The sequence below is a fragment of the Brakhagea baltica genome (assembly GCF_052161605.1).
Classification (GTDB): Bacteria; Planctomycetota; Planctomycetia; order Pirellulales; family Pirellulaceae; genus JBKCUI01.
In genome coordinates this window covers 3,711,926-3,737,791 of sequence record NZ_CP197409.1, presented here as the reverse complement: position 1 = coordinate 3,737,791, position 25,866 = coordinate 3,711,926, and the positions used below count along the sequence as shown (strand labels likewise).

General features: G+C 51.1%; 22 protein-coding genes. 14 read left to right on the top strand and 8 right to left on the bottom strand.

Annotated elements, in window-relative coordinates; translation table 11 throughout:
- Positions 1-26: 26 nt before the first annotated feature.
- Together arsB and SH449x_RS14260 are read right to left on the bottom strand one after the other, a co-directional pair.
- The gene (gene arsB / locus SH449x_RS14265) at positions 27-1,103 is read right to left on the bottom strand and encodes an ACR3 family arsenite efflux transporter (protein WP_482376740.1); all 1,077 of its coding nucleotides are present in this window, start codon (positions 1,101-1,103) and stop codon (positions 27-29) included.
- A gap of 107 nt (positions 1,104-1,210) precedes the next feature.
- Positions 1,211-1,555, bottom strand: coding sequence for an ArsR/SmtB family transcription factor (locus SH449x_RS14260; protein ID WP_482376739.1), 345 nt, complete (start codon positions 1,553-1,555; stop codon positions 1,211-1,213).
- A gap of 159 nt (positions 1,556-1,714) precedes the next feature.
- Here SH449x_RS14260 and SH449x_RS14255 point away from each other — a divergent pair, with 159 nt between their 5' ends.
- From SH449x_RS14255 to SH449x_RS14235, 5 genes are all read left to right on the top strand, one after another.
- Entirely contained in the window at positions 1,715-2,515 is an 801-nt protein-coding gene (locus SH449x_RS14255) for a low molecular weight phosphatase family protein (RefSeq protein ID WP_482376738.1), read from the top strand.
- Positions 2,516-2,716: 201 nt separating this feature from the next.
- Positions 2,717-3,316: an RNA polymerase sigma factor gene (locus tag SH449x_RS14250; protein ID WP_482376737.1), complete on the top strand. Its 600-nt coding sequence runs from the start codon at positions 2,717-2,719 to the stop codon at positions 3,314-3,316.
- Entirely contained in the window at positions 3,313-6,786 is a 3,474-nt protein-coding gene (locus SH449x_RS14245; protein WP_482376736.1) for a protein kinase domain-containing protein, read from the top strand. Before SH449x_RS14250 ends, SH449x_RS14245 begins: the two co-directional genes overlap by 4 nt.
- A complete protein-coding gene (locus SH449x_RS14240) occupies positions 6,762-6,983 on the top strand; it encodes a hypothetical protein (protein ID WP_482376735.1) in 222 nt (73 codons plus the stop codon). The genes SH449x_RS14245 and SH449x_RS14240 overlap by 25 nt, the downstream gene beginning before the upstream one ends.
- Positions 6,980-9,355, top strand: coding sequence for a serine/threonine-protein kinase (locus SH449x_RS14235; RefSeq protein ID WP_482376734.1), 2,376 nt, complete (start codon positions 6,980-6,982; stop codon positions 9,353-9,355). The genes SH449x_RS14240 and SH449x_RS14235 overlap by 4 nt, the downstream gene beginning before the upstream one ends.
- Positions 9,356-9,562: 207 nt before the next feature.
- Here SH449x_RS14235 and SH449x_RS14230 read toward each other — a convergent pair whose 3' ends face one another.
- Positions 9,563-10,177: a TetR/AcrR family transcriptional regulator gene (locus tag SH449x_RS14230; protein ID WP_482376733.1), complete on the bottom strand. Its 615-nt coding sequence runs from the start codon at positions 10,175-10,177 to the stop codon at positions 9,563-9,565.
- Positions 10,178-10,327: 150 nt separating this feature from the next.
- Between SH449x_RS14230 and SH449x_RS14225 the strand changes: the two genes are divergently transcribed.
- Entirely contained in the window at positions 10,328-12,067 is a 1,740-nt protein-coding gene (locus SH449x_RS14225) for an efflux RND transporter periplasmic adaptor subunit (RefSeq protein WP_482376732.1), read from the top strand.
- Positions 12,064-15,396, top strand: coding sequence for an efflux RND transporter permease subunit (locus SH449x_RS14220; RefSeq protein ID WP_482376731.1), 3,333 nt, complete (start codon positions 12,064-12,066; stop codon positions 15,394-15,396). The genes SH449x_RS14225 and SH449x_RS14220 overlap by 4 nt, the downstream gene beginning before the upstream one ends.
- 172 nt (positions 15,397-15,568) lie before the next feature.
- Here SH449x_RS14220 and SH449x_RS14215 read toward each other — a convergent pair whose 3' ends face one another.
- Complete coding sequence (locus tag SH449x_RS14215; protein WP_482376730.1) at positions 15,569-16,231, bottom strand: SDR family NAD(P)-dependent oxidoreductase; 663 nt, start codon at positions 16,229-16,231, stop codon at positions 15,569-15,571.
- Between the two features lie 120 nt (positions 16,232-16,351).
- Between SH449x_RS14215 and SH449x_RS14210 the strand changes: the two genes are divergently transcribed.
- Entirely contained in the window at positions 16,352-16,699 is a 348-nt protein-coding gene (locus SH449x_RS14210; RefSeq protein ID WP_482376729.1) for a winged helix-turn-helix transcriptional regulator, read from the top strand.
- A gap of 199 nt (positions 16,700-16,898) precedes the next feature.
- On the opposite strand, the gene SH449x_RS14205 is transcribed toward SH449x_RS14210, so the two are convergent.
- Positions 16,899-17,501 carry an isochorismatase family protein gene (locus SH449x_RS14205; RefSeq protein WP_482376728.1) on the bottom strand — a complete coding sequence of 201 codons (603 nt, stop codon included), beginning with the start codon at positions 17,499-17,501 and terminating at the stop codon, positions 16,899-16,901.
- 243 nt (positions 17,502-17,744) lie between these two features.
- Between SH449x_RS14205 and SH449x_RS14200 the strand changes: the two genes are divergently transcribed.
- Positions 17,745-18,062: a winged helix-turn-helix transcriptional regulator gene (locus SH449x_RS14200; RefSeq protein ID WP_482376727.1), complete on the top strand. Its 318-nt coding sequence runs from the start codon at positions 17,745-17,747 to the stop codon at positions 18,060-18,062.
- A 51-nt stretch (positions 18,063-18,113) separates the two neighbouring features.
- Here the strand turns inward: SH449x_RS14200 and SH449x_RS14195 are convergent, their stop codons facing one another.
- On the bottom strand, positions 18,114-18,467 hold the full coding sequence (locus tag SH449x_RS14195) for a winged helix-turn-helix transcriptional regulator (RefSeq protein WP_482376726.1): 354 nt from the start codon (positions 18,465-18,467) through the stop codon (positions 18,114-18,116).
- Between the two features lie 228 nt (positions 18,468-18,695).
- On the opposite strand from SH449x_RS14195, the gene SH449x_RS14190 reads away from it, so the two are divergent.
- Positions 18,696-19,487, top strand: coding sequence for an SDR family NAD(P)-dependent oxidoreductase (locus SH449x_RS14190; protein ID WP_482376725.1), 792 nt, complete (start codon positions 18,696-18,698; stop codon positions 19,485-19,487).
- A 168-nt stretch (positions 19,488-19,655) separates the two neighbouring features.
- Here SH449x_RS14190 and SH449x_RS14185 read toward each other — a convergent pair whose 3' ends face one another.
- Both SH449x_RS14185 and SH449x_RS14180 read right to left on the bottom strand, forming a co-directional pair.
- Positions 19,656-20,090, bottom strand: coding sequence for a hypothetical protein (locus tag SH449x_RS14185; protein ID WP_482376724.1), 435 nt, complete (start codon positions 20,088-20,090; stop codon positions 19,656-19,658).
- A gap of 139 nt (positions 20,091-20,229) precedes the next feature.
- On the bottom strand, positions 20,230-21,384 hold the full coding sequence (locus SH449x_RS14180) for a DUF1559 family PulG-like putative transporter (RefSeq protein ID WP_482376723.1): 1,155 nt from the start codon (positions 21,382-21,384) through the stop codon (positions 20,230-20,232).
- Positions 21,385-22,218: 834 nt separating this feature from the next.
- Here SH449x_RS14180 and SH449x_RS14175 point away from each other — a divergent pair.
- The 4 genes from SH449x_RS14175 (at position 22,219) to SH449x_RS14160 (ending at position 25,277) form a co-directional block, all read left to right on the top strand.
- The gene (locus SH449x_RS14175) at positions 22,219-22,602 is read left to right on the top strand and encodes a hypothetical protein (RefSeq protein ID WP_482376722.1); all 384 of its coding nucleotides are present in this window, start codon (positions 22,219-22,221) and stop codon (positions 22,600-22,602) included.
- 151 nt (positions 22,603-22,753) lie between these two features.
- Entirely contained in the window at positions 22,754-23,347 is a 594-nt protein-coding gene (locus SH449x_RS14170; protein ID WP_482376721.1) for a hypothetical protein, read from the top strand.
- A gap of 55 nt (positions 23,348-23,402) precedes the next feature.
- Positions 23,403-24,212, top strand: a complete 810-nt coding sequence (locus SH449x_RS14165) for a BPL-N domain-containing protein (RefSeq protein WP_482376720.1) — start codon at positions 23,403-23,405, stop codon at positions 24,210-24,212.
- Positions 24,213-24,371: 159 nt separating this feature from the next.
- Positions 24,372-25,277, top strand: a complete 906-nt coding sequence (locus SH449x_RS14160) for an alpha/beta fold hydrolase (protein WP_482376719.1) — start codon at positions 24,372-24,374, stop codon at positions 25,275-25,277.
- The last annotated feature ends 589 nt before the right edge of the window (positions 25,278-25,866 follow it).

Sequence of the window (25,866 nt, the reverse complement as noted above, 5' to 3'; positions counted from 1 at the left end):
TCCGTCCACAACGAACAATTCCGTCGTTAGCCTAAGACCCTACTCAACGGCTTTCCTCGAACGCAAAATTTTCGTCGGGTCCGATTTGCGAAACGGACAAGCGCTAGCATCACCGGGACCTCCACTAGCACACCGACGATCGTCGCCAGCACGACCGGTGAGGAAGCTCCAAAGAGTGTGATCGCCACGGCGACAGAAAGCTCGAAGAAATTCGACGCCCCAATCATCCCAGCGGGGGCGGCAATGTCGTGACGACAGCGAAGCTGGTAACAAACTCCATAGGCCAGAAAGAATATCAATACGGTCTGGATAATTAACGGAATAGCGATCAAAACAATGTGCAGTGGATTATTAACGATCACTTCGCCTTGGAATGAAAAGATCAAGACCAGCGTCAGCAACAGTCCCGTAATCGTGATGTTGTTGAACTTCGGAAGGAATGCATTTTGAAAGTATTCTAGACCCTTGGAACGAATCACCAAATTTCGTGTTAGCACACCTCCCACCAAGGGCACCACCACAAAGAGCACCACGGAAACGATCAGTGTCATCCATGGAATCGCAATCCCGCCGATACCGAGCAAGAAGGCGACGATCGGTGTGAAAGCAACCAAAATGATCAAGTCGTTGGTTGCGACTTGAACGACTGTATACGCTGCATTACCACGTGTTAAATGGCTCCAGACAAACACCATCGCAGTACAAGGAGCCGCCCCCAGTAGCACGGCCCCCGCCAAGTACTCCTTGGCCAATTCCGGCGATATCCATGGCTTAAAGACAACATAAAAAAAGAAGGCGGCGATACCAAACATGGTAAAAGGCTTGATCAGCCAGTTTACAATCCATGTCACAAAAAGCCCCTTGGGATTTTTACCCACGTCCTTCACGCTCGCAAAATCCACCTTCATCATCATCGGATAAATCATCAACCAAATCAAAAAGGCAATGGGAATCGACACATTCGCGTACTCGAACTTCGCAAGAAATGTTGGGATCGCAGGAACGAATTTTCCCACTAGAACGCCAATTACCATGCAGAGGGCAACCCAATAGGTTAGGTTCTTTTCGAAGAAGCTGATTCCGGCCTTTTCCGCTTGGTCCATCTTGATTTACTTTCCGTTGGGTTAATCGAACGTGTAAGAATGATTGGGAGGCGGTTGGCGCGCTCTAGCAGTGGTGCGATTGAATCCAGTTCGCAAATGTCGCTCGCCTAAGTCTTCGAATTTCCACGCTTAGGACGATACCCTTCGATCACCTTTGCTAGCCCGCGAAACGATTCGATGAGGTGCTTATAACGCACCTCATAAAACACAGTGCGACCTACCTTTGTGGCGGTAAGAACGCCTGCTTTCTCGAGCACACCCAAGTGCCGAGATACCACCGAAAAATCAACAGCACAACATTCGGTCAATTCGGTCACCGAGCATGGCCTGCCACATTTCGTCAAGCAAGATAGCAATTTCAATCGCGTCGGCTCACCCAAAGCTTTGAATAACCCCGCATCTAACAAATCGTCGATTGGACTGCAACATTGGGATGCGTCTCGAGGTCTCATGGTCAGCTTTCTTTTAATGCACATTTGCGTCACAATGCAAACTTAGCCGCTTCCGCATCGAGCGTCAAGATGCTAAAAACGGACTTGGTCCGTGGGTAACCACGGAAAAGAAACGACTGTGAAAATTGACACTTTCCGCTGATCGACCATCAATCGTGCGTGCACCCCTCCCCAGCCACGCTATCGCGGGCTGACCCTCCCCAAACGCGGTTTGGGGAGGGTAAAGTTGGTGGCGATTGGCGAGAGGTATTCAAAGATTTGCAGATCGTCGTCGCGTTAACTGAACTGGAATCCGCAGAAAGACAAAAAATGACCGTAAGACAACCTGCACCATCCGCCGGTTTACTCTATCCAAAGCTGCTCGCATACATAAACGCACGAGCCACAGAATTTGATGCGATACCTGACGACCGAAAGAATGATCTCGCTAAAGTCGCGGACTACATTCGCGACTGCTTGTCCCAATCCAAGCCAGCCAAACTGACCTTCATCTGCACCCACAATTCACGGCGCAGTCATCTCTCTCAGATCTGGGCTCAAGTCGCTGCCGAGTACTATGGCTTGGTCGGCGTGGAGACGTTTTCGGGTGGCACCGAGGCAACAGCCTTTAATCCGCGAGCAGTCGCCGCCATGCAGCGATGCGGACTGAAAATTGTTGCTGATGATCCCAGTTCATCGAATCCACGCTACAGTGTTTATGTCTCCGATTCCTCGGAACCGCAGGTTTGCTTCTCCAAGGCTTATGGCGATCCACCCAATCCGAGTCAAGGCTACTGCGCAGTGATGACTTGCTCTCAAGCCGACGAGGCTTGCCCGCTGGTAATGGGTTGCGAGCTGAGGATACCGATCCGGTACGAAGACCCAAAGGTTGCCGACGACACCGAGTTCGAGGCCCTGCGATACGATGAACGTTCGGCCCAAATCTGTTGCGAGATGCTCTTCATGATGTCCCGAGTCTAGTGCGGTTAGTCTTCACCCCTCCCCAGCCACGCTGTCGCGGGCTGAACCGCCCCAAACGTCGGTCTGGGGAGGGTGAAGTTGGTGGCGATTAGCGACAAGTTTCTAAAAATCTGCGAAAATGCGCGTGCCCTCGCGCAAGATTTCCTTCGCTGAGTCAGTCTTGCTGTTAGAAGCGAATCAGGACCCGTAAGCCACGAATCTATGAACCCCAACCAAGAAGCAACCCGAGCCAGTCTGATTCTGCGGCTTCAAAACGCAGAAGATCTGGCTGCTTGGGATGAGTTCGTGACGATGTACGGCCCCGTCATTTTCAACGTCGCCAGAAGCCGAGGATTTCAAACCGCCGACGCTGAAAACCTCGTTCAAGAAGTTCTCATGGCGGTAGCAAGATCCGTCTCCGATTGGTTACAACGCGACAACCGAGGAAGCTTCCGTGCCTGGCTACTACGCATAACGCGTAATGCGGCCGTCGACATGATCACGCAGCGTGCGACTCGCCCGCTGGGGGGCGATGGCAGCGAGGCCCAGTTCCACTTGGCAAACTTGCCTGCACCCGCAGATCTTTCCAGCGATCTGGATTTGGAATACGAGCAAATAGTCTTCCAATGGGCCGCAGAGCGTGTGCGCGAGTCGGTCGCAGAGCACACGTGGCAGGCATTTTGGCTTACCAAAATCGAAGAATACTCTGTCGAGGATGCCGCTGCAAAGCTCAATACTCGCCCAGGCAATATTTACTTCGCCCGTAGTCGTGTGATGGCACGCATCAAGGAACTTGTACAGCAATACCAGGACCAACGATGAGCGATAAACAGCTAAGCTGCAGTGATACAGCTCTGGAAGTCATGCTTCGGCATGACCAATCGTTGGAGCCGAGCGAAGAATTGCTCGCTCACGTAGAGAACTGTCCTCGTTGCCAACATCGTATCAGCGAACTCGCAGGATCAAACGAAGAGTGGCAAGCTGCCAAAGCCGCAATATCAGGAACAGCCGGAACCGTTCCGCGATACTCCTTGCCACCTGTGAGCCTGGATCAATCGCCCCTTCATTGGACAGAATCGATGGCGAAGCAGTTGCTGTCACCGCCATCCCACCCGGAAATGCTAGGTCGATTGGGCCGATACGAAGTGGAACGGTTGATCGGTGCTGGCGGAATGGGTATCGTCTTCAAAGCATTCGATACCGAACTGAACCGCCCCGTGGCAATCAAGTTACTAGCTCCTTATCTGGCAATCAGTGGCCCGGCACGCAAACGATTTTCCCGCGAAGCACGCGCAGCTGCGGCAGTTGTGCATCAACATGTGGTACCAATTCACAATGTCGAGACCGAACGAGAATCCCCCTTTATCGTCATGCAATATGTGTCCGGCGAGTCGTTGCAGTCGAGAATAGACCGCGAGGGGGCTCTCGAGTTGTGCGAGATTCTTCGAATTGGTATGCAGGTTGCTGACGGGTTGTCAGCCGCGCATCAACAAGGACTAGTGCATCGCGACATCAAGCCCTCGAACATCCTGCTCGAAGAGGATGTCGATCGCGCCTTGATCAGCGATTTTGGGCTCGCTCGGGCTGCCGATGATGCCAGCCTAACTCGTTCTGGTTTCCATCCTGGCACACCACAGTATATGTCCCCCGAACAAGCGTCTGGCAACAGCGTCGATGCACGCAGCGATTTATTCAGTCTCGGAAGCACGCTCTATACCATGTGCACCGGCCGTCCTCCCTTTCGAGCTGAATCTTCTTACGGTGTGATGAGAAGAATCAGCGACGAAGCTGCGACGCCGATTCGTGACTGGAATCCAGATGTTCCAGAGTGGTTGGTCCTGATCATCGAGAAACTGATGGCTAAAGAAAAGACGGAACGTTTTGCGTCCGCCAGTGAAGTTCGTGACCTCCTCGCAGCGTGTTTGAGTCACGTACAACAGCCAGCCAACTTTCCGCTTCCTCCACAGTTATCAACAAGAAAACAGTCCGCTTATCGAAAGCGTTCGATCTTAAAAACTCACTTATTGTTTTACGGAGTCATATCAATGATCGGTCTATTCGCGGCTATTGTTCTTGGTGTGTTATTTCTCCCGACTCCTTCTCAACCAGTTGTTGAGAACGATGATATCGACACGGAAAAATTGGGACACGGTTACTCGCGAAAGGGAGAATTCATCTACTTTAACCAGCAACGCATCGACCAGGCTGGCAAAGAGAATTTCAAGTCATTTGCGAGGTTTGCGAATCTTAAACTAAGTCAATGTGCGAATGTCGATGCAGCGAGCTTCAAAGCTTTGAGCGAAGAGTACACCAAAGATAAGAACATGGTCTATTACAAATGGATCAGTCCGGGCCAATTTTGGGTTGTCGAGCTCCCGTCAGCTGACGTTTCAAGCTTTGAGGTCATCGGCTTCAATCTTGCTAGAGACCTTCGGCATGTTTGGTGGTACGGTGAACCTCTGCAGGGAATCGATCCGCAGACAGTCGAGCTTGTGAACGCGGGATTTGTTTGGAAAGATGCTAAGAGCGTTTGGTATCAGAGAACGGAGATTCCAGGTGCAGATGCAAAGACTTTTCGACATCTCGATCAAGCGTTTTACAGGGACGTCAATCGAGTCTATTGGTCGTCAACTCCTCTGGAAGGTGCCGATCCAGATACGTTTCGTACTTTTGGAGACGATTGTCCATTTGGTGCAGATCGAAACAGTGTCTGGCGGGGTGATACAAAGATCGCCGGATATGATGCAGCAACCTTTCAGGTAATTCACCAATCAGTCGTCAAGGATAAAAATGGTGTCTACGCAGGCAGTCATTTGATGGAAGATGCGGATGCTACGTCTTTTCGCAAAGTAGCAGATCTCGATACGTTCTATTCAGCCCTCCTCGTGGACAAGAAACACTATTATGTGTTTCTCCCGCTTTATGCTGAAGTCTATCGAGTCACTTCAACGGATGATTCGCTGAATGTGGAACGTTCGATCTGGCCACCTGGAATAAAGCAAAAAGATCCCATCGCAATCGCGACCGCAGAACTCGGAAAGGCTGGTTGGAGAAATGCAAGAATCGCGGCTGACCCCGGAGTCAACTCGAAGCAGTTGCTGGATCGGGAAACGCACGTACTGAATATCCACACGTCTCAATTCGCGAAAGCTTGGGAGATTATCCGCGAAAAGGCAATTCAGATCAACTCGGTCACACAGTCGATGGGCGAAGAAGAGGTCGCACAAGAGGATCAGCCTGGAGAAAGTACACCATCAAGCGAAGACTGGCGGACGGATATTGCCGCTTTCGACACGTACCTTGGCGAACTCGCTAGCAAGGCTCGAGTCCCCGACAGGATATCTCTGGAGAGTCGAGTAACGATCATCCCTGGGGAGGAAGAGACAAATTCGGAGGTTGTACCGGTCACGGATGGTGCCGGTGGATATGTCGACATGGCACCTGCTGAGGATACCGTCCAATTTCGAGTGAACAAAGCGTTGAAGGGGCAAAAGGTAAAATGGGAATTTGAATTGGCAAGTGATACAGCGAAGTCATTTAATGGTGTCGCTCGTCTGATGCCGAAATCAGTCGGCAAAAAGAATGCCGCACCGTTCCTCGCAGCGATTATGATTGAGAACTCGGAAGAAATCGACTTTAAAGCGGGAGACCTCGTTAAGCTGGAGGGGACGATTGGCGATGCGTCTCAAAACAAAGGACTCGGTGGACTCTTAAAACCTTCCGGACCGGTCGTGGTATACCATCTGGATTCAACGCCGCATCCCGTTTTCTGGTTAGGACTTGAAGACGTCAAGATTTCAGGTCCGGCGCGGAAGTCCACGGCCCTACTTCAGCCAGCTAAAGAAGTTACCGCTTTTGCGAAAGAGTTGCTACGGGCTTGCATGCTCTACGATGAAAAGAAGCTCAACAAGCTTTATGCTCCCGAGGTCCAGTTGCTCCCTGGAAATCGTTTATTCTATTTTGGTCTCGAAGTTCCCGGTAAAATGACGGAATACGGAGTCCCGATCAAGCGAGAGGACATGCTTGTGGCTCTCAAAAAGCAGGCAGAAAAGGATCCCATGCCATTTTTTGTTGTCGGTACGGTCGTCAACTCGTTTCGGATCGAGCAGTTGGATGTCGCGGTTGGTGACTTTGCCACAGAACCGAATCAGCCAAGTGAGTCCCTGTTCCAGTTGATGCGTTTCTCGATCAAGGAGAATGATGTCTTGCTCAAGCTCTCAGTTCCAGGTGCGTTTCGATATGTACAACTGCGCAAAGCGGACGAACAATGGAAGATTATAGCGGAATACTAAACAGCAGTTACTTTTTTATCCATGAAGAGGAACTGACAACCACCATGATGCGGCGAGTAAAACTGCCCAGTGCTGCCCGTTGGGTCGTTGAAGGAAGAGGGGGAGAAGAAAATGGGATGGAGGGAATATTTCCACAGCCATGTTGGTGCGCAGCGAGCATCAAGGAACTTGTACAGCAATACCAGGACCAACGATGAGCGATAAACAGTTAGCCTGTAATGATACAGCTCTGGAAGTCATGCTTCGACATGACCAATCGTTGGAGCCAAGCGAGGAATTGCTCGCTCACCTGGAGAACTGTCCTCGCTGCCAACATCGTATCAGCGAACTCGCAGGATCAAACGAAGAGTGGCAAGCTGCTAAAGCCGCAGTATCAGGTGCAGCCGGAACCATTCCGCGATACTCCCCGCCGCCTGTGAGTCTGGAGCATTCGCCCCTTCACTGGACGGAATCGATGGCGAAGCAGTTGCTATCACCGCCATCACACCCGGAAATGCTAGGTCGATTGGGCCGATACGAAGTGGAACGGTTGATCGGTGCTGGCGGAATGGGTATCGTCTTCAAAGCATTCGATACCGAACTGAATCGCCCCGTGGCAATCAAGTTACTAGCTCCTTATCTGGCAAGCTGTGGCCCGGCACGCAAACGATTTTCCCGCGAAGCACGCGCAGCTGCGGCAGTCGTGCATCAACATGTGGTACCAATTCACAATGTCGAGACCGAACGAGAATCCCCCTTTATCGTCATGCAATATGTGTCCGGCGAGTCGTTGCAGTCGAGAATAGACCGCGAGGGCTCTCTCGAGTTGTGCGAGATTCTTCGAATTGGTATGCAGGTTGCTGACGGGTTGTCAGCCGCGCATCAACAAGGACTGGTGCATCGTGACATCAAGCCCTCGAACATCCTGCTCGAAGAGGATGTCGATCGCGCCTTGATCAGCGATTTTGGGCTCGCTCGGGCTGCCGATGATGCCAGCCTAACTCGTTCTGGTTTCCATCCTGGCACACCACAGTATATGTCCCCCGAACAAGCGTCTGGCAACAGCGTCGATGCACGCAGCGATTTATTCAGTCTCGGAAGCACCCTCTATACCATGTGCACCGGCCGTCCTCCCTTTCGAGCTGAAAGCAGTCTGAGCGTCATGCGGCGAATTACAGACTCCGAGCCCATGCCGATTCGCGAAATCAATCCGAGAATTCCAGAGTGGCTGGAGCGACTTGTGAGCATGTTATTGGCCAAGCGTGTAGACGATCGTCCTCAGTCGGCCACTGTGGTCGCGAGCCTACTTCAACAGTGCCTCGCACATCTTGAACAACCTCATTCGGTGTCACTTCCGAAAGAGTTGCTTAACTCGAAAGTGACTTTAGCACGTCGAACCAGGAGGAATATTATTATGTTGATTTCAGCAACGACCATCACCACAATTTTGGGGTGGACTGGAATAGGTTTGCTAATTCATGAGCCAGCGCAAACTAGTTCTGCCATGCCAGCCGCACAAACCAGTGAGCAAGACCAGGCTACCGAAGGGACGCGAGGGGCTCCGCCAAAGATGAAGGGGTCAACCACGGTCTCCGGTTATAAAATTACTCTCGAAGGGGTCGGTAATCTCGGTGATATCACTGAGCGAGTAACTCGTTTTCGCCCCAAGCTGAATACATCGGTTAACGCTCAAGGTTCGAGCAACTTTACGTCCGATCAGTTTGCGACAGGCCAGACCTTTAACAATGGCAATGGAACCGGTGGAGCGGTAGGTGGTTTTGGCTCGGCATCAGCGGGTGGCGGCGGAGGAGGCTTTACAGGTGGTGGTGCTGGATTTGGACACAGCTTTGTCAAGCCTACGTATGGAATTGCCCTTAAGATTACCGAAGAAGGAGTCAAAGGTAAGCGTGAAAACAATCGGTATGCGCAGTTGGGAACCGCGGTCAAGATTGTAGAGATCGATGGAACCGTGGAAGAAGCCAAAGATTCTGGTCCGATCACCTCGTCATGGCCAAAGTTTGATAATCAATTCCCAGGTGCAGCAGGTTTGTATGTACCTCGTCGACAAAGACTCGACGTACCTATTAAGGAAATCCACGGTGAACTGAAAATCACAACCGGTAGACGCTTGGAAGCAATCTTTGCAGGAGCTCGTCCGCACAAGAAAAAAGTGGACGGGGAAGAGTTCGCGATCAAGTCCATCAATGAAACACCAGAAGGGTTGACGGTGGTCGTATCGTTTCCGCCAACCTCTGCAATGAAAAAAGCTGGTAATATATTCGAACGCGTACAGCTCATGATGGCATCGATGAGCAACTACGAATTGGAGATTGAAGACAAAGAAGGCAATGTATACATACCGTCCGGAGCATCTGCAACAGGAAGCGGGGGCGGTAGCACTCAGAACTTCAGCTTCAACGGCAATAATCAGAAACGATCTTCACAGTCATCGGAACCGGAGTTGTCGACCTTAGCATTCCAATTCAAACCCATCCAAAGCTACTCCATCAAGTCGATAACAGCCCGTATCGTAGAGGCAGACGGTGAACCGGAGACCGTTCGATTTATGATCGAAGTACAATCGGAGTAACGCATCCGATTGGGTGCATGTGACATAACTATCGTCTTACATCTCTTGACTCAAGCCCCAATTGCAATCCGGAGTAAAAAGGTTGACCTAGCTTGGTCACTCGTCAGCTCGGACAGAGCGGGGCTATCATGACCAACGCATATCAAAGTCGCGACTACTGAATTTAGCAACGACTTGATCAGGATACGAGAGAGATCCTTAAGTTGTTCATTGGTATCGAGCTAAAAACATTTCAACGGTTTCGCGTACGATTCGAAGCTTCGCAGGTTTTGTTAGTGGTGGCTCACCTTTGACAATGGCTGGCCAGAACGCGAACTCTTTTAACAACCCGACAAACTGCAACGCTGCAAACTCGACATCTTTGATCTTTTTTAGTTGCCCCGCCGACTTCGCTTGTCCAATCCAACGCTGAACGCGATTGAGAAATCGATTGTGGTCAATCTGCTTCGCAATCTCAGGCTCAGCTAGCAAACGCGACAAACCGGCGCGAGCCATCGCTTGAACCGAGGCTGAATTCATGAAGTCAATCTCGCTCTGCCCTAGCTTCACAAGCTGCTCTGCCAAACCTTTGTTTGGATCAAAATCGGGAATCGGATAACTCTCCGACCGAGCCACCAATTCGTGGAATATCGCATCAAACAGAGACTCCTTGCTCTCAAAGTGCTTGTAGAGGGTCCGTTTGCTTACTTGAGCCAACTCTGCGATCCGATTCATGCTTGCTGAGTGGAACCCGCGGGTTTGAAACTCCTCAACTGAAGCCTCGATGATCGATGCCCGCTTACGGTCGGTTAATCGAATTCCCGTATCATCCTCCATCATCATCCTCCATGGCTCGCTTTTTGAAAAAATGTAAACTCTGGGGTGTACTTGTCTGGGTGGCCGCGTTAAAGTATACCTGAGAGTTTACATTTTGCAATGATTGCTATGCAATCCCAAGGCCCCATTTGAGCTATGACTACGGAGTGCGTTTAGATGGAAATACGTCGGTTGGGACTGCTGTTGCTGGGATTTACCGGCGCAATCATCACCATACTCGGTTGCGATTCACCACGAGCGGCTGGACCGTTCGAGGTCGAGAAGCCACCGAAGCCGGTATCGGTGATGACGCTAAACCGCACCCAGCAACTGCGCCACCAAACCATAACCGGTTCGGTCGCGCCCTGGAAAAGTGAGCGGATTGGATTTGAAGTTTCCGGTCGCATCAACTTCGTGATTGAGCCCAACGAGGGGGTCCAACCGCATTTGCATTCCCGCGATGCAAAGTCACCGACGATTTTGGCGAGTCTCGAACCTGAGCGATTCCAACTGGCTGTCGAAACGGCTAAAGCGGATGTCGCCGTCGCCGAACGCCGGCTTGAGGCGAATCGAGTCACTATCGAGCAACGCTTGCCAACATCGATTGCTTCGGCCGAAGCGGAACACAAGCTAGCGGCAATGGAACTGGCCCGCTTCTCACAGCTTTCCAAACAAAATGCGATCTCTCGCTCGGAACTTGATTCTGCCACAACGCAACTGGTTGTCGCCTCGGCCGCATTGGAAGCGGCACAGGCGGCGCTCTCACAAGCCCAAGCAGAGCAACTAGTCCTCGCTGCACAGATCGCACGCGAACAAGTTGCCCTCTCCGAGGCGGAGCGGGATCTACGCAACTCGGTCCTTCGCAGTTCGTTCCAAGGAATTGTGGCCGACGTTCACACTTCCCCAGGCTCATTCGTGCAAGCAGGGGCACCGGTCGTTACCGTACAAATGATGGACCCAATGTTGGTTCAATTTGAAGTTTCCCCAGAAGATTCTCGCAACTATGCACGGGGAGACATCCTTAACGTCTTGATTACCGATCAGGATGGAAACCAAAAACTGGAAAGCGGGCTTGTGTACACGGTCGACTTAGTCGCCGATAGTAACTCACGCACCTATACCGTCACTTTGCATGTAAGAAATTGCGAGGTGAAGACGAGTGATCATCAACTCGAAAAAGAGAACTTGGCCGAAACAGACGCGATTTTTCCACTCAATCTCGGTTCGCTCATTTCAAACGACGACCGCCAATTGGTCGAGGAGCGGTGCATTCACCAAATCGGAAATGAGACTTTCGTTTGGAAGGTCTCGAACCGAAAATGGAACCAGCCATCTGATCGGAGTAATCGGCTACTGGCAGTCGAGCCGGTTAGAGTCTCCGTGGGCTCGGAAGTCATTCCGTTGCTCGGCAACTGGCATTTTAAGCCCATTGAATTTCCAGACGTAGCTGATATCGACCCAGCGATAGACTTCATTACAGGACAACTGAACTTCGCTCGACCTGAAGTTGCACAGGATCCATTGAACTGGCTAGAACGTAAAGTTTTGGTGTCACAGAAGCAATGGCAACTCCGTTCAGGCGATCTCGTCCAAGTTCTCTTGTCGAATGATAACGACTCAATCGGATTCTTCGTGCCAATGAAGTCTGTGATGAACCAGAACGGAAGGACCTTTTTGAACGTCGTTGATGGTTTGAACTCGACGCATTCGGCGGCGGACCAAGAAAGAAAAGCAAAGCGAGTAGCCGTTGAGGTTTGCAATCACTACGTCGCATCGGAATCATCCATGCTGCTCAAGGTGAAGGCCATCAATCAGCATGAGCTCGCAGAAGGTATACAGATCGTCGTGGGTGGGACGCATTATCTAGAAGACGGTGATCGAATTCGCTTGGTTACCAACGCAGGAGTAGACCAGTGAATCGACTTTCCGAATTCGCCGTCGCCAAGCCGACAATCGTGGTCAGCTTTGTTGTGGTTATGGTAATCGGGGGTATTATTAGCTTCCTGACGATGCCGCGACGTGAAGACCCAGAATTCACACTAAAGGTTTGCGTGGTTAGCACCCGCTGGCAGGGAGCCTCCGCTGAACAGGTCGAAAGATTGATCACCGACCCGCTGGAGAAAGCGATCGATAGCCTCGAGGAGGTCCGCTTAATTCGTTCCCATTCGTTGAGCGAACAATCAGTAATTTTCGTCGAACTTGAAGAATGGGTTCCGGGCTTTAAAGTCGACGGTGCGTGGGAGCGCGTTCGTGCACGCGTCCAGAATGTGCAATTGCCCGATCCATCGATCGTACCCTTCGTGAACGACGAATTTGCCGACACGAGTATCATCGTATTTGCTGTGCATCAAACGCCTTTACAAGGGGAAAGCGAACTCGACCCCTCGAATGCCTACACACCACGCGACCTCGACAACTTTTCTAATATCGTACGCGATGCAATCTCGTTGCTACCGGGAGTTGCGAAGGTTGATCGACACGGCGTACAGGAAGAAGCCATCTATATCGAATCGAGCGCGGGAAACTGGGCGCAGTTGGGATTATCTACTGCCGATGTAGAAGCTTTGGCACGCTCGCAAAATATTGTCGCGCCGGGAGGACAGATCGATACCGCAGACGGTAGATTTTTTGTCAAACCCAATCGAGATGTCCACCTAGTCGACGAGATGGAACAATTGGTCGTGGGCACCGTTTCTTCGTCAGCGGTATCCAACCAAGTTAGGGTCAAGGACATCGGTTTGAACGTAAGACGCGGCTACATCGATCCCATTACTAGAGCCTGCCGCTATGGAGATCCAAGCCTGTCGGTCCCTGCCGTGATGGTTGCCGTATCGATGAAGTCGGGAGCTAATATCGTCGACATTTGTGACGCTGCAAAACAGTGCGTCAAGCAACTAATACAGACCGGAGGGCTCCCTCCAGATATCTCCGTATCGGTTATTTCAGATCAATCGTTGAGCGTGAAGGGTCGCATTCACGAAGTTTTGGTCAACGTTATAGAAGCGATCGCGATTGTGGTCGTCTTCGTTTATCTGTTTGTTGGATTTCGAACTGCTGCTGTGATGGCAGCCAATATTCCTTTTGTGGTTTTGATCTCGCTGGCAATCATCCCTGCCTTTGGCGTCCAGCTTGAACAAATGTCGTTGGCATCGATGATTATCGCGCTCGGTCTGCTTGTCGACAACGCGGTCCAAATTTGCGATCAAACGATGTCTAATCAAATTTCCGGTATGCAACCTAAACAAGCAGCCGTGCAGGCGGCACAATTGCTCGGGGCTTCGATGCTCAATGGAACTTTGACGACGATCGCTGCCTTTATCCCGATGGTGATTGCGATGGATGGTTCGAATCGCGAGTTTATCTACAGTTTACCTATCACCTTGTCAGTCATGCTCACCGTGAGCTGGCTGCTGGCGATGACCTTTTGCGTTATCCTGGCTTCATGGTTCATCCGACCCCCAGCAGACCCCCGCAAGCCAATGGCTCCCATTCCATGGCTCTTCTCAGCGCTCAGCAGGGTGGGGAACCTTGATCGTTGGCCCTTCAAAATCCTGAGAAGATTCCAACGCGTTCATGACCATGGTACATTCGAGCTTGGCAGTAGCATTAGGACAGAGGGCATGGTGTCCTGGCTGTACGGCAAGCTGCTCCGATTTGTCTGGAACCATAGAGTGCTTACGCTGCTGGGTGCTTTTGTCCTGCTGCTCCTAGCCTTTCAGCTTCCTGTATCCACCGAGTTCTTTCCGCTAACTCAGCGCAATCAATTCGCGGTCAAGATCTACTTGCCCGAGTCCTCTTCCGTTGACCAAACAGATCGAATTGCACGACAAGTCGAAGACGCGATTCGTAAGGTGAGCGCTGCGGGCAAAAGTGTCGACGATGGACAGATCGACCGATTGCTCAATATGCGCACGATGATCGGCGGCGGTGGTTCCCGATGGTACTTGAGTTGGGAGCCGGAGATCATCAAACCAAACTTTGCGGAGATCTTGATCCAAACGAGCGACGGCAAGCTGACGCATGAATTTGCCGAGCACTTGAGGAGAGCCGTTCGCGAAGGGGACGAAAGCCTAGGGATCAAACCGATCGTGGGTGCCCGCATTGTGCCGATCGAATTGGCGCTTGGCCCCCCTGCCGATCCAGTCGTGTTACGAGTCGTCGGAGATGGCTACGCTGATTTGAACCGACTACGCCAATTTGCTGACCGTATCAAAGCGCTGATCGATGCCAAACGCGATACTTGGGATGTGAATGACTCATGGGGTGAAGCCTCGCAACAATTGTTCGTTGATGTGTCGGAAACGCGGATGGGGGTCACGGGATTACGCAATTCGGATGTTGCTTCTTCATTAAATGCACTGTATTCAGGTCGATTGTTAACCCATTTCCGCGAGGGGAATCGCCTGCTTCCGGTTTACTTTCGCTTGCGACCGCAAGACCGACAATCGATTAGCGATATGCCGACAACGCCAATCGAAAGCAGCTTTGGCAAAGTTCCGCTATCGGCCTTAGCCGATATTGTTCCCCAGTGGCGGTCAACGAAGATCGATCGCCGGAATGGCAATCGTACCATCGAGGTGCGATCCCAGATTGCCTCAGGTGCTTCCGGTAACGATGTTACGACGCAGGTGTTCAGCTCGAAGGAGATGGATGCGTTGCGATCAGAACTTCCAGCCGGCATGCGAATCGAAGTTGGTGGCGCATTGGAAGAATCCCAAAAGGCTCAGTGGAAGATGTTAGCGTCGTTCGCGATGTCTTTTATTGCGATCTTCATCTTGTTGATTTGTCAGTTCAATAGTGTTTTCCGGACGCTGATCATATTGGCGACCTTGCCACTGGCGCTTGGCGGAGCACTCCTCGGACTGTGGGCCACAAACAATTCATTTGGCTTTATGCCGCAACTTGGAGTGCTGGCTTTGTTTGGAATTGTGCTCAACGCGGCGATTCTGTTCGTTGAGTTTGCCGACTTGATGGTTCGGCAAGCGCACGAGGCAAACGGAGGGAAACCGCTTTCGAAGGAGGAACTGCGAACGGCAATCATCTCGGCCGGCAAGCAAAGGTTGATGCCCATCTTCTTAACCACCGCCACGACCGTCGGCGGCCTCGTTCCACTTGGAGTTTCGGGCGGACCCTTGTGGGTCGGATTGGCCTGGTTGCTAGTGTTTGGGCTGACGTTCGCGACCGTATTGACGCTGGTCATCATCCCGGTCTTGTACTCGTTCCAAAGAGTGCGAATTAGCAACTGAAGCGCTGAAACGAATCTCCATACGGACATCGACAACGTAAGCTATAATACGTTCGTTGATGCTGATCATAATGCCGCCAGGCTATACTCTAGACCGAGGTGCTATCTACCCTTAGGAGCGAGTGTCTCTACGTATGCGTCCCAAGGCAATTCAACCGTTAAGCGGAAAACGACTAGCTACCCGTGAACATAGTCTCGGTTTCATGCTCCGATTCATCGCGCTTCACAACATTCAAAAACGCTTCGCCGATCTTCATTGGATCAAATGCTGTCCCGGGGGCGACCTCTCCCATGATAGAGACAAGGCCAACACGAATGGGCGAGTCGCTCAATTCCTGACTCAATGTCATCGCCAAACTTCTCAATGCCGCTTTGCCCATGCTCGGCGAAGCAGCTTGATCCCAAGGATAGTATGCCCAGCCGCCACCTGTGAAAAGTATACATCCCTTGCCGCCAGACTTCATCGCCGGCAAAACGGCCTTCGTTGCAGCCAATGCCCCGACCACGTTGATCCGCAAGTCCATAACCGTTTGCTCTGGATCGAGTTGTGTCGGCTGCATAAACGTCGGCACGACCGCGTTGTAAGCAAGCACTTCAATGTTTGCGGTATCGGCCCACCTTGCGACCGAGATTCCAATGCTTGCCGTATCGGCCGCATTCAACGACTCGACCTGAACTTCAATTCCCTTTTTCGTCAGCTCCGCTATTGCCGAAGCATGTTTTTTGGGATTCCTGGAGCACAGAATCAAATCGTAGCCCGCTTTTCCAAAAGCGGCGGCAATTCCATGACCGACCCCTGGTCCATAGCCGATGATCAAACAAGTTGCGTTAGACATAAGTCTTCCTTTCTTGAAATATAAACTGCATGAGTACTAACCTTACTGCTACACTATCGCGGCAACAAGTACTTACCAAATGGTTAGTGCCTCATAGTGAATTAATTAAGGATTCGTTCGATGCCTGAGAGAACATTTCGTTGCGGTCTGGAAGCTGCCCTCGAAGTCGTCGGCGGCAAATGGAAATCGCTGATCATTTGGTACTTAGAACGCCCGAAACGTTTTGGTGAGCTAACACGGTTGGTTAGCGGAATTAGTGAGAAGATGTTGATCCAGCAACTCCGCGACCTCGAACGCGACGGCGTGGTCGCTCGCAAGGACATAGATGGTTTCATCCTCTCTGGAATGAACGTGTGGCACGGGCCCAGCACCCGGTGGAATGAGGTCTTCAAATGCGGAATAGGTTCCACGCGTGTCACTTGCTTTTACTTTTACAGTGACCAAAACGCCCATTGCCCAAATTCGTAACCTATCCCCGCCGTTAACGACCAGCGGTATGCCAGACTCCGCTTCTTCTGTTTCTTGCGATTGGGCGATCTCCGATCCACACGCGGCTGCGATGACGCCTGCAATGTAACCGGTAAGAAACTTTCAACGTTCCTCCATTCGTATGTTCACGGTATTGGAATCCAAGTTGTTCATCTGAGAAAGCTCCATTCGATAGACCTCACGCACTGATGTTTGGGAGCAGTTCACCAAAGAGAATCGCAAGTAGTTGATTGCCTTCAGGTCGGCTCCAGTCCTGCGCTAGCTCCGACATGATTGTGTTAGTGGCGGTTAGAACAACACCTGCGATTTCCATGCGGCGACGAGACATTTCCTCTGAAAGTTCGAATGGTGAACCCGAGGCATCCATAACAGCCTGAACGGAAAAGCCCTCACGCACCGCGCTAATGGCTGGAAAGACGAGACAAACATCCGTTGTAACACCTGCCATAATCAGATTTGAGCGTCTTGTAGCTTCGACCGCGGCCCGAAAAGCAGAGTCGTTCCAAGCGTTAACGATACCGGTTCGCTGTACCCGAGCCTCGAATTCATTCGGAAGTATCTCAGCTAATTCTGGAATCAGCGGTCCCTGCGTATTACCCTCTTGCGAACTCGTAAGGACAACCGGTATCCCCAAAATCTTGGCCGTTTTAGCTAACGCGAGCGTATTGCGACGGACGACTTCCAACGGAATATTCTTGATTAGCTGCATCGTTCCAACCTGATGGTCAATCAACAACAGGGCGGAGTTTCTTGAAGTAAACGTCGAGTCGTTTGAATGCATTTGTATATCCCAATCGTTAAGTCAATGGTTCAAGGCTAAAAAGGGGCTTCGTCGTATTTTGCGACCACTTACATCCTTTTTGCTGTATGCTAAGGAGAGGGGGCTAATTAGGAAGTAGGCACTTTTTGGTGCCCTAAGCGTCTTCATGAAACCTTAACCAAGCCTCATTCAGTGCTGGAGAATTCCTTGGGAGACAAATATGAGCCACTGTGCATACTCGACTCAAATTGCCCACTGAGGCAAATGTTCGACTTGGTAGGGGATCGATGGTCAAGCAGCATCTTGTTCGTCATAGGAACCGACGTTAAGCGATACAGTGAACTGCAAAAGCAAATTCCTGGTGTGAGCAAAAAGATGTTGACTCAGACGCTGCGGAGCCTCGAGCAATCTGGGCTCGTGAGTCGAAAGGTCTACGCAGTCGTACCGCCGAAGACGGAGTACCGCTTGACGCCGTTGGGCAAGAGCATATTGAAGCCGATTTCCGGCCTTGCGGACTGGGCAATCGCACATCAAAAGCAACTGCAACGAATCCACGACAAACAACAACCGAATGAGCAATAGCATCGATAATCGCATGCTGTAACCTTGCAATCTCGGCGGTTCGCAGTCGATTCATTTGGATTTCGTTTTCAGCCGCGCTTCGGTCCCCTTGATGTTGTCGAGTCCCCACTGCGCAACAGATTCTAAGACCGTCTTAAGCGATTGCCCCTTTGCGGTTAATCGATAGGCCTCCCGTCCGTTCTCTTCGTCTGGAATCCATTTCTCTGCGATACCGGATTCGACAAGCTTACCCAAGCGGTCCGCTAGAATGTTGGTAGCGATCCTCTCTGGCGACTGGCAGAAATCCTTGTAATAGCACCTCCCGAACAGCATGTCGCGGACGATCAAAAGCGTCCACTTGTCACCAATCAAATCCAGCGTGCAGGCGACTGGGCACGGTGAGCGTTTGTGTTTTGGCTTCTTCATTTGTTTCAAATTTGGCTAGCGATCTAATGGACCTTCTCGAATACTCTTGACAATAGCATGCCAACTTGTAAAGTGTAAGCATATCGCTTGCACATTGCAAGCAACTAAAGCTATCGGAGTTGGCGATTCCGCCATTGGCCATGTTCTCAAACGGCTACAGATTGACATCCAAGCGGGGTGCAGCCTTTGGAAAATGCTTTCCCTAATCCATTACAATACGTTGCACTTATGAGTTTTGAAAAAGTTTGTACGAAGTATGGCCCCTGGGCCGTGGTTACCGGTGCGTCCTCGGGAATTGGACGTGCCTTAGCTACAGAACTAGCGCGAGCCAAAATCAATGTTGTTCTAGTCGGCCGTAGCGTTACGGAGCTCGACCGAATGGCTGGAGAACTTAGCCAAGCCCAAGGCGTAGAATGCCGCGTTGTGATGTTCGATCTGTCGGACGAGAACTGTATTGACGTGCTACAGCGAGCTACCAGTGACTTGGATGTTGGGCTTCTGGTTGCATCGGCTGGCTTTGGCACGTCAGGTTCTTTTGTCGACAATCCGATTGAGCCTGAACTCGAGATGCTGAATGTAAACTGCCGTGCGTTGATGACTCTAAGTTGGTATTTCAGCCGACGTTTCGTAAAGCGAGGAAGTGGCGGATTAATCCTGCTCAGCTCCATCGTCGCTTTTCAAGGAACCCCGTGGGCGGCACATTACGCCGCGACGAAAGCCTATGTCCAAGTCTTGGCCGAGGGACTGGGCAGGGAGCTTCGTCCAAAGGGGGTAGACGTTCTGGCCGTCGCACCAGGACCGACCAATACAGGCTTTGCATCGCGAGCCAATATGACGATGGCGGCCAGCTTGGACCCTGATAAAATCGCACCGGAGATAATCACTGCCCTCGGAAGAAAATCCACCCTGTTACCGGGGTTCCTATCCAAGCTGCTCGTCTACGCGATGCTCCCCCTACCACGCTGGGCCCGTATTTCCATCATGGGGACCGTAATGCGCGGCATGTCATCGAACAAGTAGATCGTTTCGAAAGATGGTCTGAAGCGACAGCGGTCGGATTAATTGTCCGCTTTATTGCTTAGAAACTCCCTTTTGCGGCATCATCATTAAGGGAACTTTGAACGCATAAAATAGGATTTATTCCTACGCGAAATCGGGTGAGTCCGGCGTGCAAGCCGAACACTTCACCTACCTCAATATAATCGCCGTCAGAACGTTGTTGCCAGTGAGAATTTCGACTTCCAAATCTGTTGACGACAGGTTGGCGTATTTTTGTGGCAAATCGTTCGGCTTCGCGACGATCGAGTCTCGGGAAACGGAGACTTCGTTTCTCACCACCGTCACTTTATACTTGCCGATGGGGGCACCGTCGTTTTGGGTGTAAGTACCCAAGACAAACTTCCCATCTGCACCGGTTCTTCCCTTCGGTCGTACTGTGTCGGGTGCTGATTGGTCGATAGGGAAGAGCGTTAGCTCTGCATTCTCAATAGGCTTGCCTTTAAACTCGATCGTTCCACTGACTGGATGGGTCGCTTCCCATGGATTGCTTGGCGAGCATCCACTGATTGCCATGAGTACAAGGGTGAGTAGGAGTAAAGTTCGGTGCAGCATCGTGCTTTTCATTCCGTTCATTTTTTTCAAATCTGGGATTAATGGGACGGGGATTAGGGAAATCATCATCTGGGATTCAAGAAAAGAACGCCGGGAATATCCCAGCGTCCCTTTCGAAAAGTGTTCTACGAGCAGAGAGTGATCAGCATTTTTAAAATTCCGTGGCTGAAGCGATCTCTCCACCAGATGGAGTGGCTAGGCTAATAAAGACTCGGAGGGACATGTTTTCTGACAGGAACTGCACTGATCCATCCCCCATCGTAAAGTGTGCTCCGCCGGTATGGAACGAATAAGGGGCTCCGGTACCATGGGTAGCGATCGGCGTTCCGAGGATCGTTGCTGCGATTCCTTGGCTCGTATAGGTCAAGCCGCGAATGTTATGGCCATTGGTCCAGTTAAAGGCAGTGGTCCCTCCGAGAACACCTCGTGGATCGTTCGTCGATCCGAACAGTATGATGTCACTAGCAGGACGTGACCAACCACCTGAGTTTAGACGATCTGAGTTCGACGAGGACGGATCCGTATCAGCAAGCGGGTTGCCACCAGACAAACGCTTACCCCTTACGTACACCAAAGGCCTTCCTGCCGACTCAGCTATGGCGACGGTATTGGAAAGTCCATCGGTCACGGCCGAAAATTTAGCTCCAGGACGTGTTTGCAATCCAGTTCGGGCATCTATAGTCGCATTCTTAGGGAAGAAGCCGCGAACGTACGTATAGGGAGGTGTGACTCCTGCAAAAATCTCGGCAGGATCTTGGAACTGGTCGGGTGGCGAGATTCCAAGAACTTGTGTGAATACTCCCGTGCCGATTCCGAAGATGGGGGAATAATCCGTTGTCGCTGCTATACCAGGAATAAACTGCGGATTGCTGCCCGGAGGAGCTAGATCCAAAACTGCCCCGTTCGGATTCGATGGGCAAACGTAGGTTGGGATAGGGGTTTGCGATAGGGGTATGTTGACCCCTTGGTTCCAGTTGATCGCCTTGTTGTATTGATTGTAGATGTTGCCTTGTTCCAGGTATGGTAAAAGGTCGGTTAACACGGAGACGCGGCTTTGCTCTCCAGAGCCTGCAACATTGGATGGTGGGCGAAGACTCGTCGGTAAGCTCTTGCGAGCACTTTCGAAGTTATGAAAGGCCAAGCCGATTTGCTTTGCATTGTTGGAGCACTGCATTCTGCGAGCAGCTTCTCGCGCGGCCTGAACGGCGGGCAATAGCAATCCAACCAGAATGCCGATAATGGCAATGACAACCAGCAATTCGACAAGTGTAAATCCTTTACGGCCGATGATCCTTCTTCTCAACATAACCTTGGTCCTAACTTTGGAGAGACAGCAAAAGTGAACGTTCCCTTACTTCGAAAAATGCTTCGAAGCGTTTCATCGCTAGCATGAGAGCATTAGAGAGAGTTCGGTGCAGCATTCTGTCCCGATCTACACTCTTGGTTGCAACTCATGTGTTTCTTCTCCAACGCACAGGCCGTGCCAAAGCCAAACAAAAAATCAAAAATCTCTTACCAAGAATGGCAGGACATGAAGATTCTGCTGGAACTTAGGTTTGAAGCCCAGGTGGTGTTTCCAGGACATAGGCTAAAATTCTGGTTTGTTCAGATAGCAAAACCACTACTGCTATTATAAGTGGCGGCGTGCCGTGACTAATCACGGGCTCCGTGAAATAAGCCGGCTGCGAAATGCTCTTTAAGCACCTCAATAAAGCTGTATTGAAACGAAACCTGCAACCGTGTCCCATTTCAAATGTCCGTGTAGTCTTGCCCTGTTGGCGATCGTCAGGCAGCTCGTTTCGAGCCAATCGGCGAGGAGACCGCGAGCCACCCGCTTCGATGGATTTTAGAGGGCAGAATGATGCGAGGTAAAATGATGGCATGGGCAGCTAGTGGTATCCGAAGTCGGCCGACTTGTCTCTTGCCCCTGCTGAATATCAAAGCCCCCTGTGGTACATTAGTGCCAGGTCAGAGACAGACACTGACTGCGAAAGACACATGAGCAGTTTCTTTCTGATTCAGACTTTATCGGATACGAACTGTATGGCTAGGGCGTGATCCGCCTCGCAGCAATCCCGATTATTGTGCAAAAGAGGAGTAACCTATCAAAATTTTCAAATGCATCGGCTTTCTTGTGCTCATGGCGTCCAGTGTCTTCGCACAAGATGCGAAACAAACCAAGGACACTGAAGACTGGGCCTACATCCAAAACGCCGACTTGCGAGTCGGGCTGCTTCTCTCTCATGGTGGTGCCATAGCCCATCTTTCTTCGCGAACGAACGACATCAACACACTCAACCACTACGATCATGGCGAAGGAATAGGCGTATTCGTTCCCGGTACTTCTGAAGCAACTTGCTATCGGTTTGAGGGTGGTTCCGGGTCGAATTGCTCCTATATCGCGCCGTTGCGAACGTTCGCTCTCATACCGGGACTGACTTACTCGTATACTGCATTTTTCACACTTGGTGACGCCGACACGATTCGAGAACGATTCGCAACCCTACACCGAAACGAGAAATAGCCCATAACCGTTTCAAGCACCGTAGTTACAGTGTGGTGAAATTTGTTCACGATGGTATTCCAACGCGTGAGACACATATCGTCCTTGACTTCCATCGTCGTTGAACCGAAAATGATTGCGATACTGCTGCATCTCTGGGATAAGAGCGAACATGATTGAAATCAAATATACTGGTGACGCTCTCTGGGAAAGGATCGAGTCCGCTGTGGAAAAAGTAAAGGACCGAATGCGGAGAGTGACTACGGCACTCAATGAAGCCGAGATTCCTTACGCGATCATAGGGGGCAATGCGGTTCAGCACTGGGTCTCTCAAGTTGACGAATCTGCGGTCCGAAATACACAGGATGTCGACATCATTCTTAATGAGACCGACTTGGAACGAGCGATCGCCGCGCTGGAACCCGGCGGTTTTATATTTCGCCGCAGTGCTGGAGAAAGCATGTTTTTAGACGGCCCCAATGCCAAAGCTCGGGATGCTGTCCATGTAATCTTTGCCGGCAAGAAGGTTCGGGAAGAATACCCGGAACCTGTTCCTGATATCGACCAATACTCATTGATGGGGTCTGCACGAACATTGCCCATTGAAAAGCTAATCACGATGAAACTGACTTCGTTTCGTCGCAAAGACCAGGTTCATATACTCGATATGATTTCTATCGGCATCATCAATGAAAAATGGCTCGACCAATTTTCGCCCATTCTACGGGAACGATTGCAGACGCTGCTAAATGATCCAGACGGTTAATCAAACCAAAATAGCCACTGTTACGGCACCACGACACAAAGAAAGTTAACCCACAATGTTGCAAAAGCTGATAGGTTTCGCGATTTGTGTCTATGGGATCAGTGCGTGCTTAATCGCCCAGGAGATGCGAGTTGCGGTATTGAGTTCTGCAGAAACTCCTTCGAAAAACACAAGCCAAGGGCTTTATATCAGCATCTTGGAGAAAGCAGGCTGGAAGGCGGGAGCTATTTCAGCCGAGAGCGTTCAGCGAGGTGGGCTGGATTCGGTGAACGTATTTGTTATTGGCGGAGGAAGTGGAACGAAGTTTAATAGTTCGCTTGGAGAAACCGGAGGACGAATGGTCGAGGAATTCGTCAAGAATGGCGGTGGCGTCTTGGCGAGCTGTGCGGGGGGCTATTCCTTTGTGCGTGGACATAATGAAGCCTTGAAATTCATCGAGGTCGCGAATGCCGAGTGTATTGATACGCGAAATGGACGTTGGGCGCGGGGCAAAGGGGTCGTGCAAATCCAACCGCACGATTCTCAGTACGAAAACCATCAAGTGTATTATGCGAACGGTCCACTTTGGAAGATCACAGACGCACCGGGGTTTGGACGGACCGTATCGCTTGCATCTTTTGCGACCGATATCAAGAAAGATGGAGAGAGCGGGGGATTCATGCCAGGAACCCCTGCAATTTTGGCTGGAACTTTTGGAAAGGGGCGATTCGTTCTGTTCAGCCCACATCCTGAATTCCACGCACATCTTCAAAATCATTCTCTGATCACCGACGCCGCGCACTGGGTAACACAAGGCGAGATGTCAGAGGAGGAAACAATCACTTGGTCCCAAGTTTTCCCCAACTCTAAACGCCGAAAAGACTGATCGCCTGCTCAGACGTGAAACGCTCCTTGCACCGCAACATCAACGCGATACATTCGGATAGAATGGTTAGGGCGAGTGGGCGATTGAGGTTCTAGGAAAGCGAAGGAAGAAATGATGGTGATTTTTCGAAGTGCCTGTTCGACATGTACGAAATGGAGAATGGTCTGGTGCTTGTTGTTGGTCGCTGTGATTGCCTGGAACGGTTCGCTTTCAGCCGACGAACAGAGCGCACCGCCGAGCGATGAATGGGGCACGCACGGCTTTGCGCAATCGGGTGACGTACGGATTCACTTTGTGACCAAAGGCGAAGGGCCATTGGTCGTGATGATTCATGGGTTTCCCGACTATTGGTACACATGGCGAAACCAAATTCCGGCCCTGGCCGAAAACTTTCAAGTCGTCGCCATCGATCAGCGCGGCTTTAACGAAAGCGATCAACCCGTCAGTGTCGAAAACTACACGCTGGATAAATTGGTGGACGATGTCAAGAGCGTGATCCAGCATTTCAATCGTGAACAAGCCATTGTTGTCGGCCATGATTGGGGCGGGATGGTTGCTTGGCAGTTTGCGATGACACACCCGAAGATGACCGAGCGTTTGATCATTCTGAATCTCCCGCATCCTAACGGTCTGCAGCGTGAATTGGCCAACAATCCGCGGCAACGCGAAAACAGTGCCTATGCAAGGTTTTTTCAAGCTGAAAACGCGGCCTCGTTGGTCACGCCCGAGGTTTTGGTCGCCTGGGTCAAGGCCCCGGAGCAACGCCAGAAGCATTTGGAGGCCATGCGTCGTTCGTCCATGGAAGGGATGTTGAATTACTACAAAGCCAACTACCCCAAGGAACCCTATATTGCTCCCGCCGAAGATGGCCCGAGGGTGCAATGTTCCGTCTTGATGATTCACGGACTAAAAGACCAAGCTTTGCTGCCGGGAGCCCTCAACGATACCTGGAAATGGCTAGAGAAGGACTTGACGCTCGTCACCATCCCGGAAGCCGACCATTTCGTTCAACACGATGCCCCCGAGCTGGTCACCAGATCAATCATCAGTTGGCTAAATCGTTGACAGCGGTTGAGGTCTTGGGATGCTATAATGGGCGGGGGATAATCTGGCTTACTGTACTTTTGCTTGTCTTTCTGATTGTCTCACTCTTTACAATCCATCCTTCGAACGCAGACTTGCGTTCCGTTAAGGATACAATCTAAATCGAGGTGGCGTTTGAATGCGATGCCCAAGCCTGTGCCTTCGAAAGCATCGAACGTCACCACGTTGTTCGTTGCGATGGTGTTTCTAGCTTTATCACCTTTTCTCACTCTTCCTCTTTTCCATCCCGACGGAGTATCGCTTCGTTGGTTTAGGGACGCTGAGCAGTTGCTTGATTTGCAAATATCACAGTTCGAACCTTTACTGTTGTCTTTTTCGACTCTATGGTATTTGTTGGTATGCCGTAACGTGACTTCGCGTCTCTTGTACATCTCAATCGTTGTCAGTCTTCACCTGTTCGTAGCCTTTTGGCTGATTACGATACGTGGAGAAGGTGGGCTTCGGTGGCTCAATTGAGCGAGCGAGGTGAGGGAGCAAACGGTAGTACAAGGGGTATGCGGCAGAACGGAGATATGGCGAGACGTTGCGTAGGTTAGTTAGGGGTAAAAAA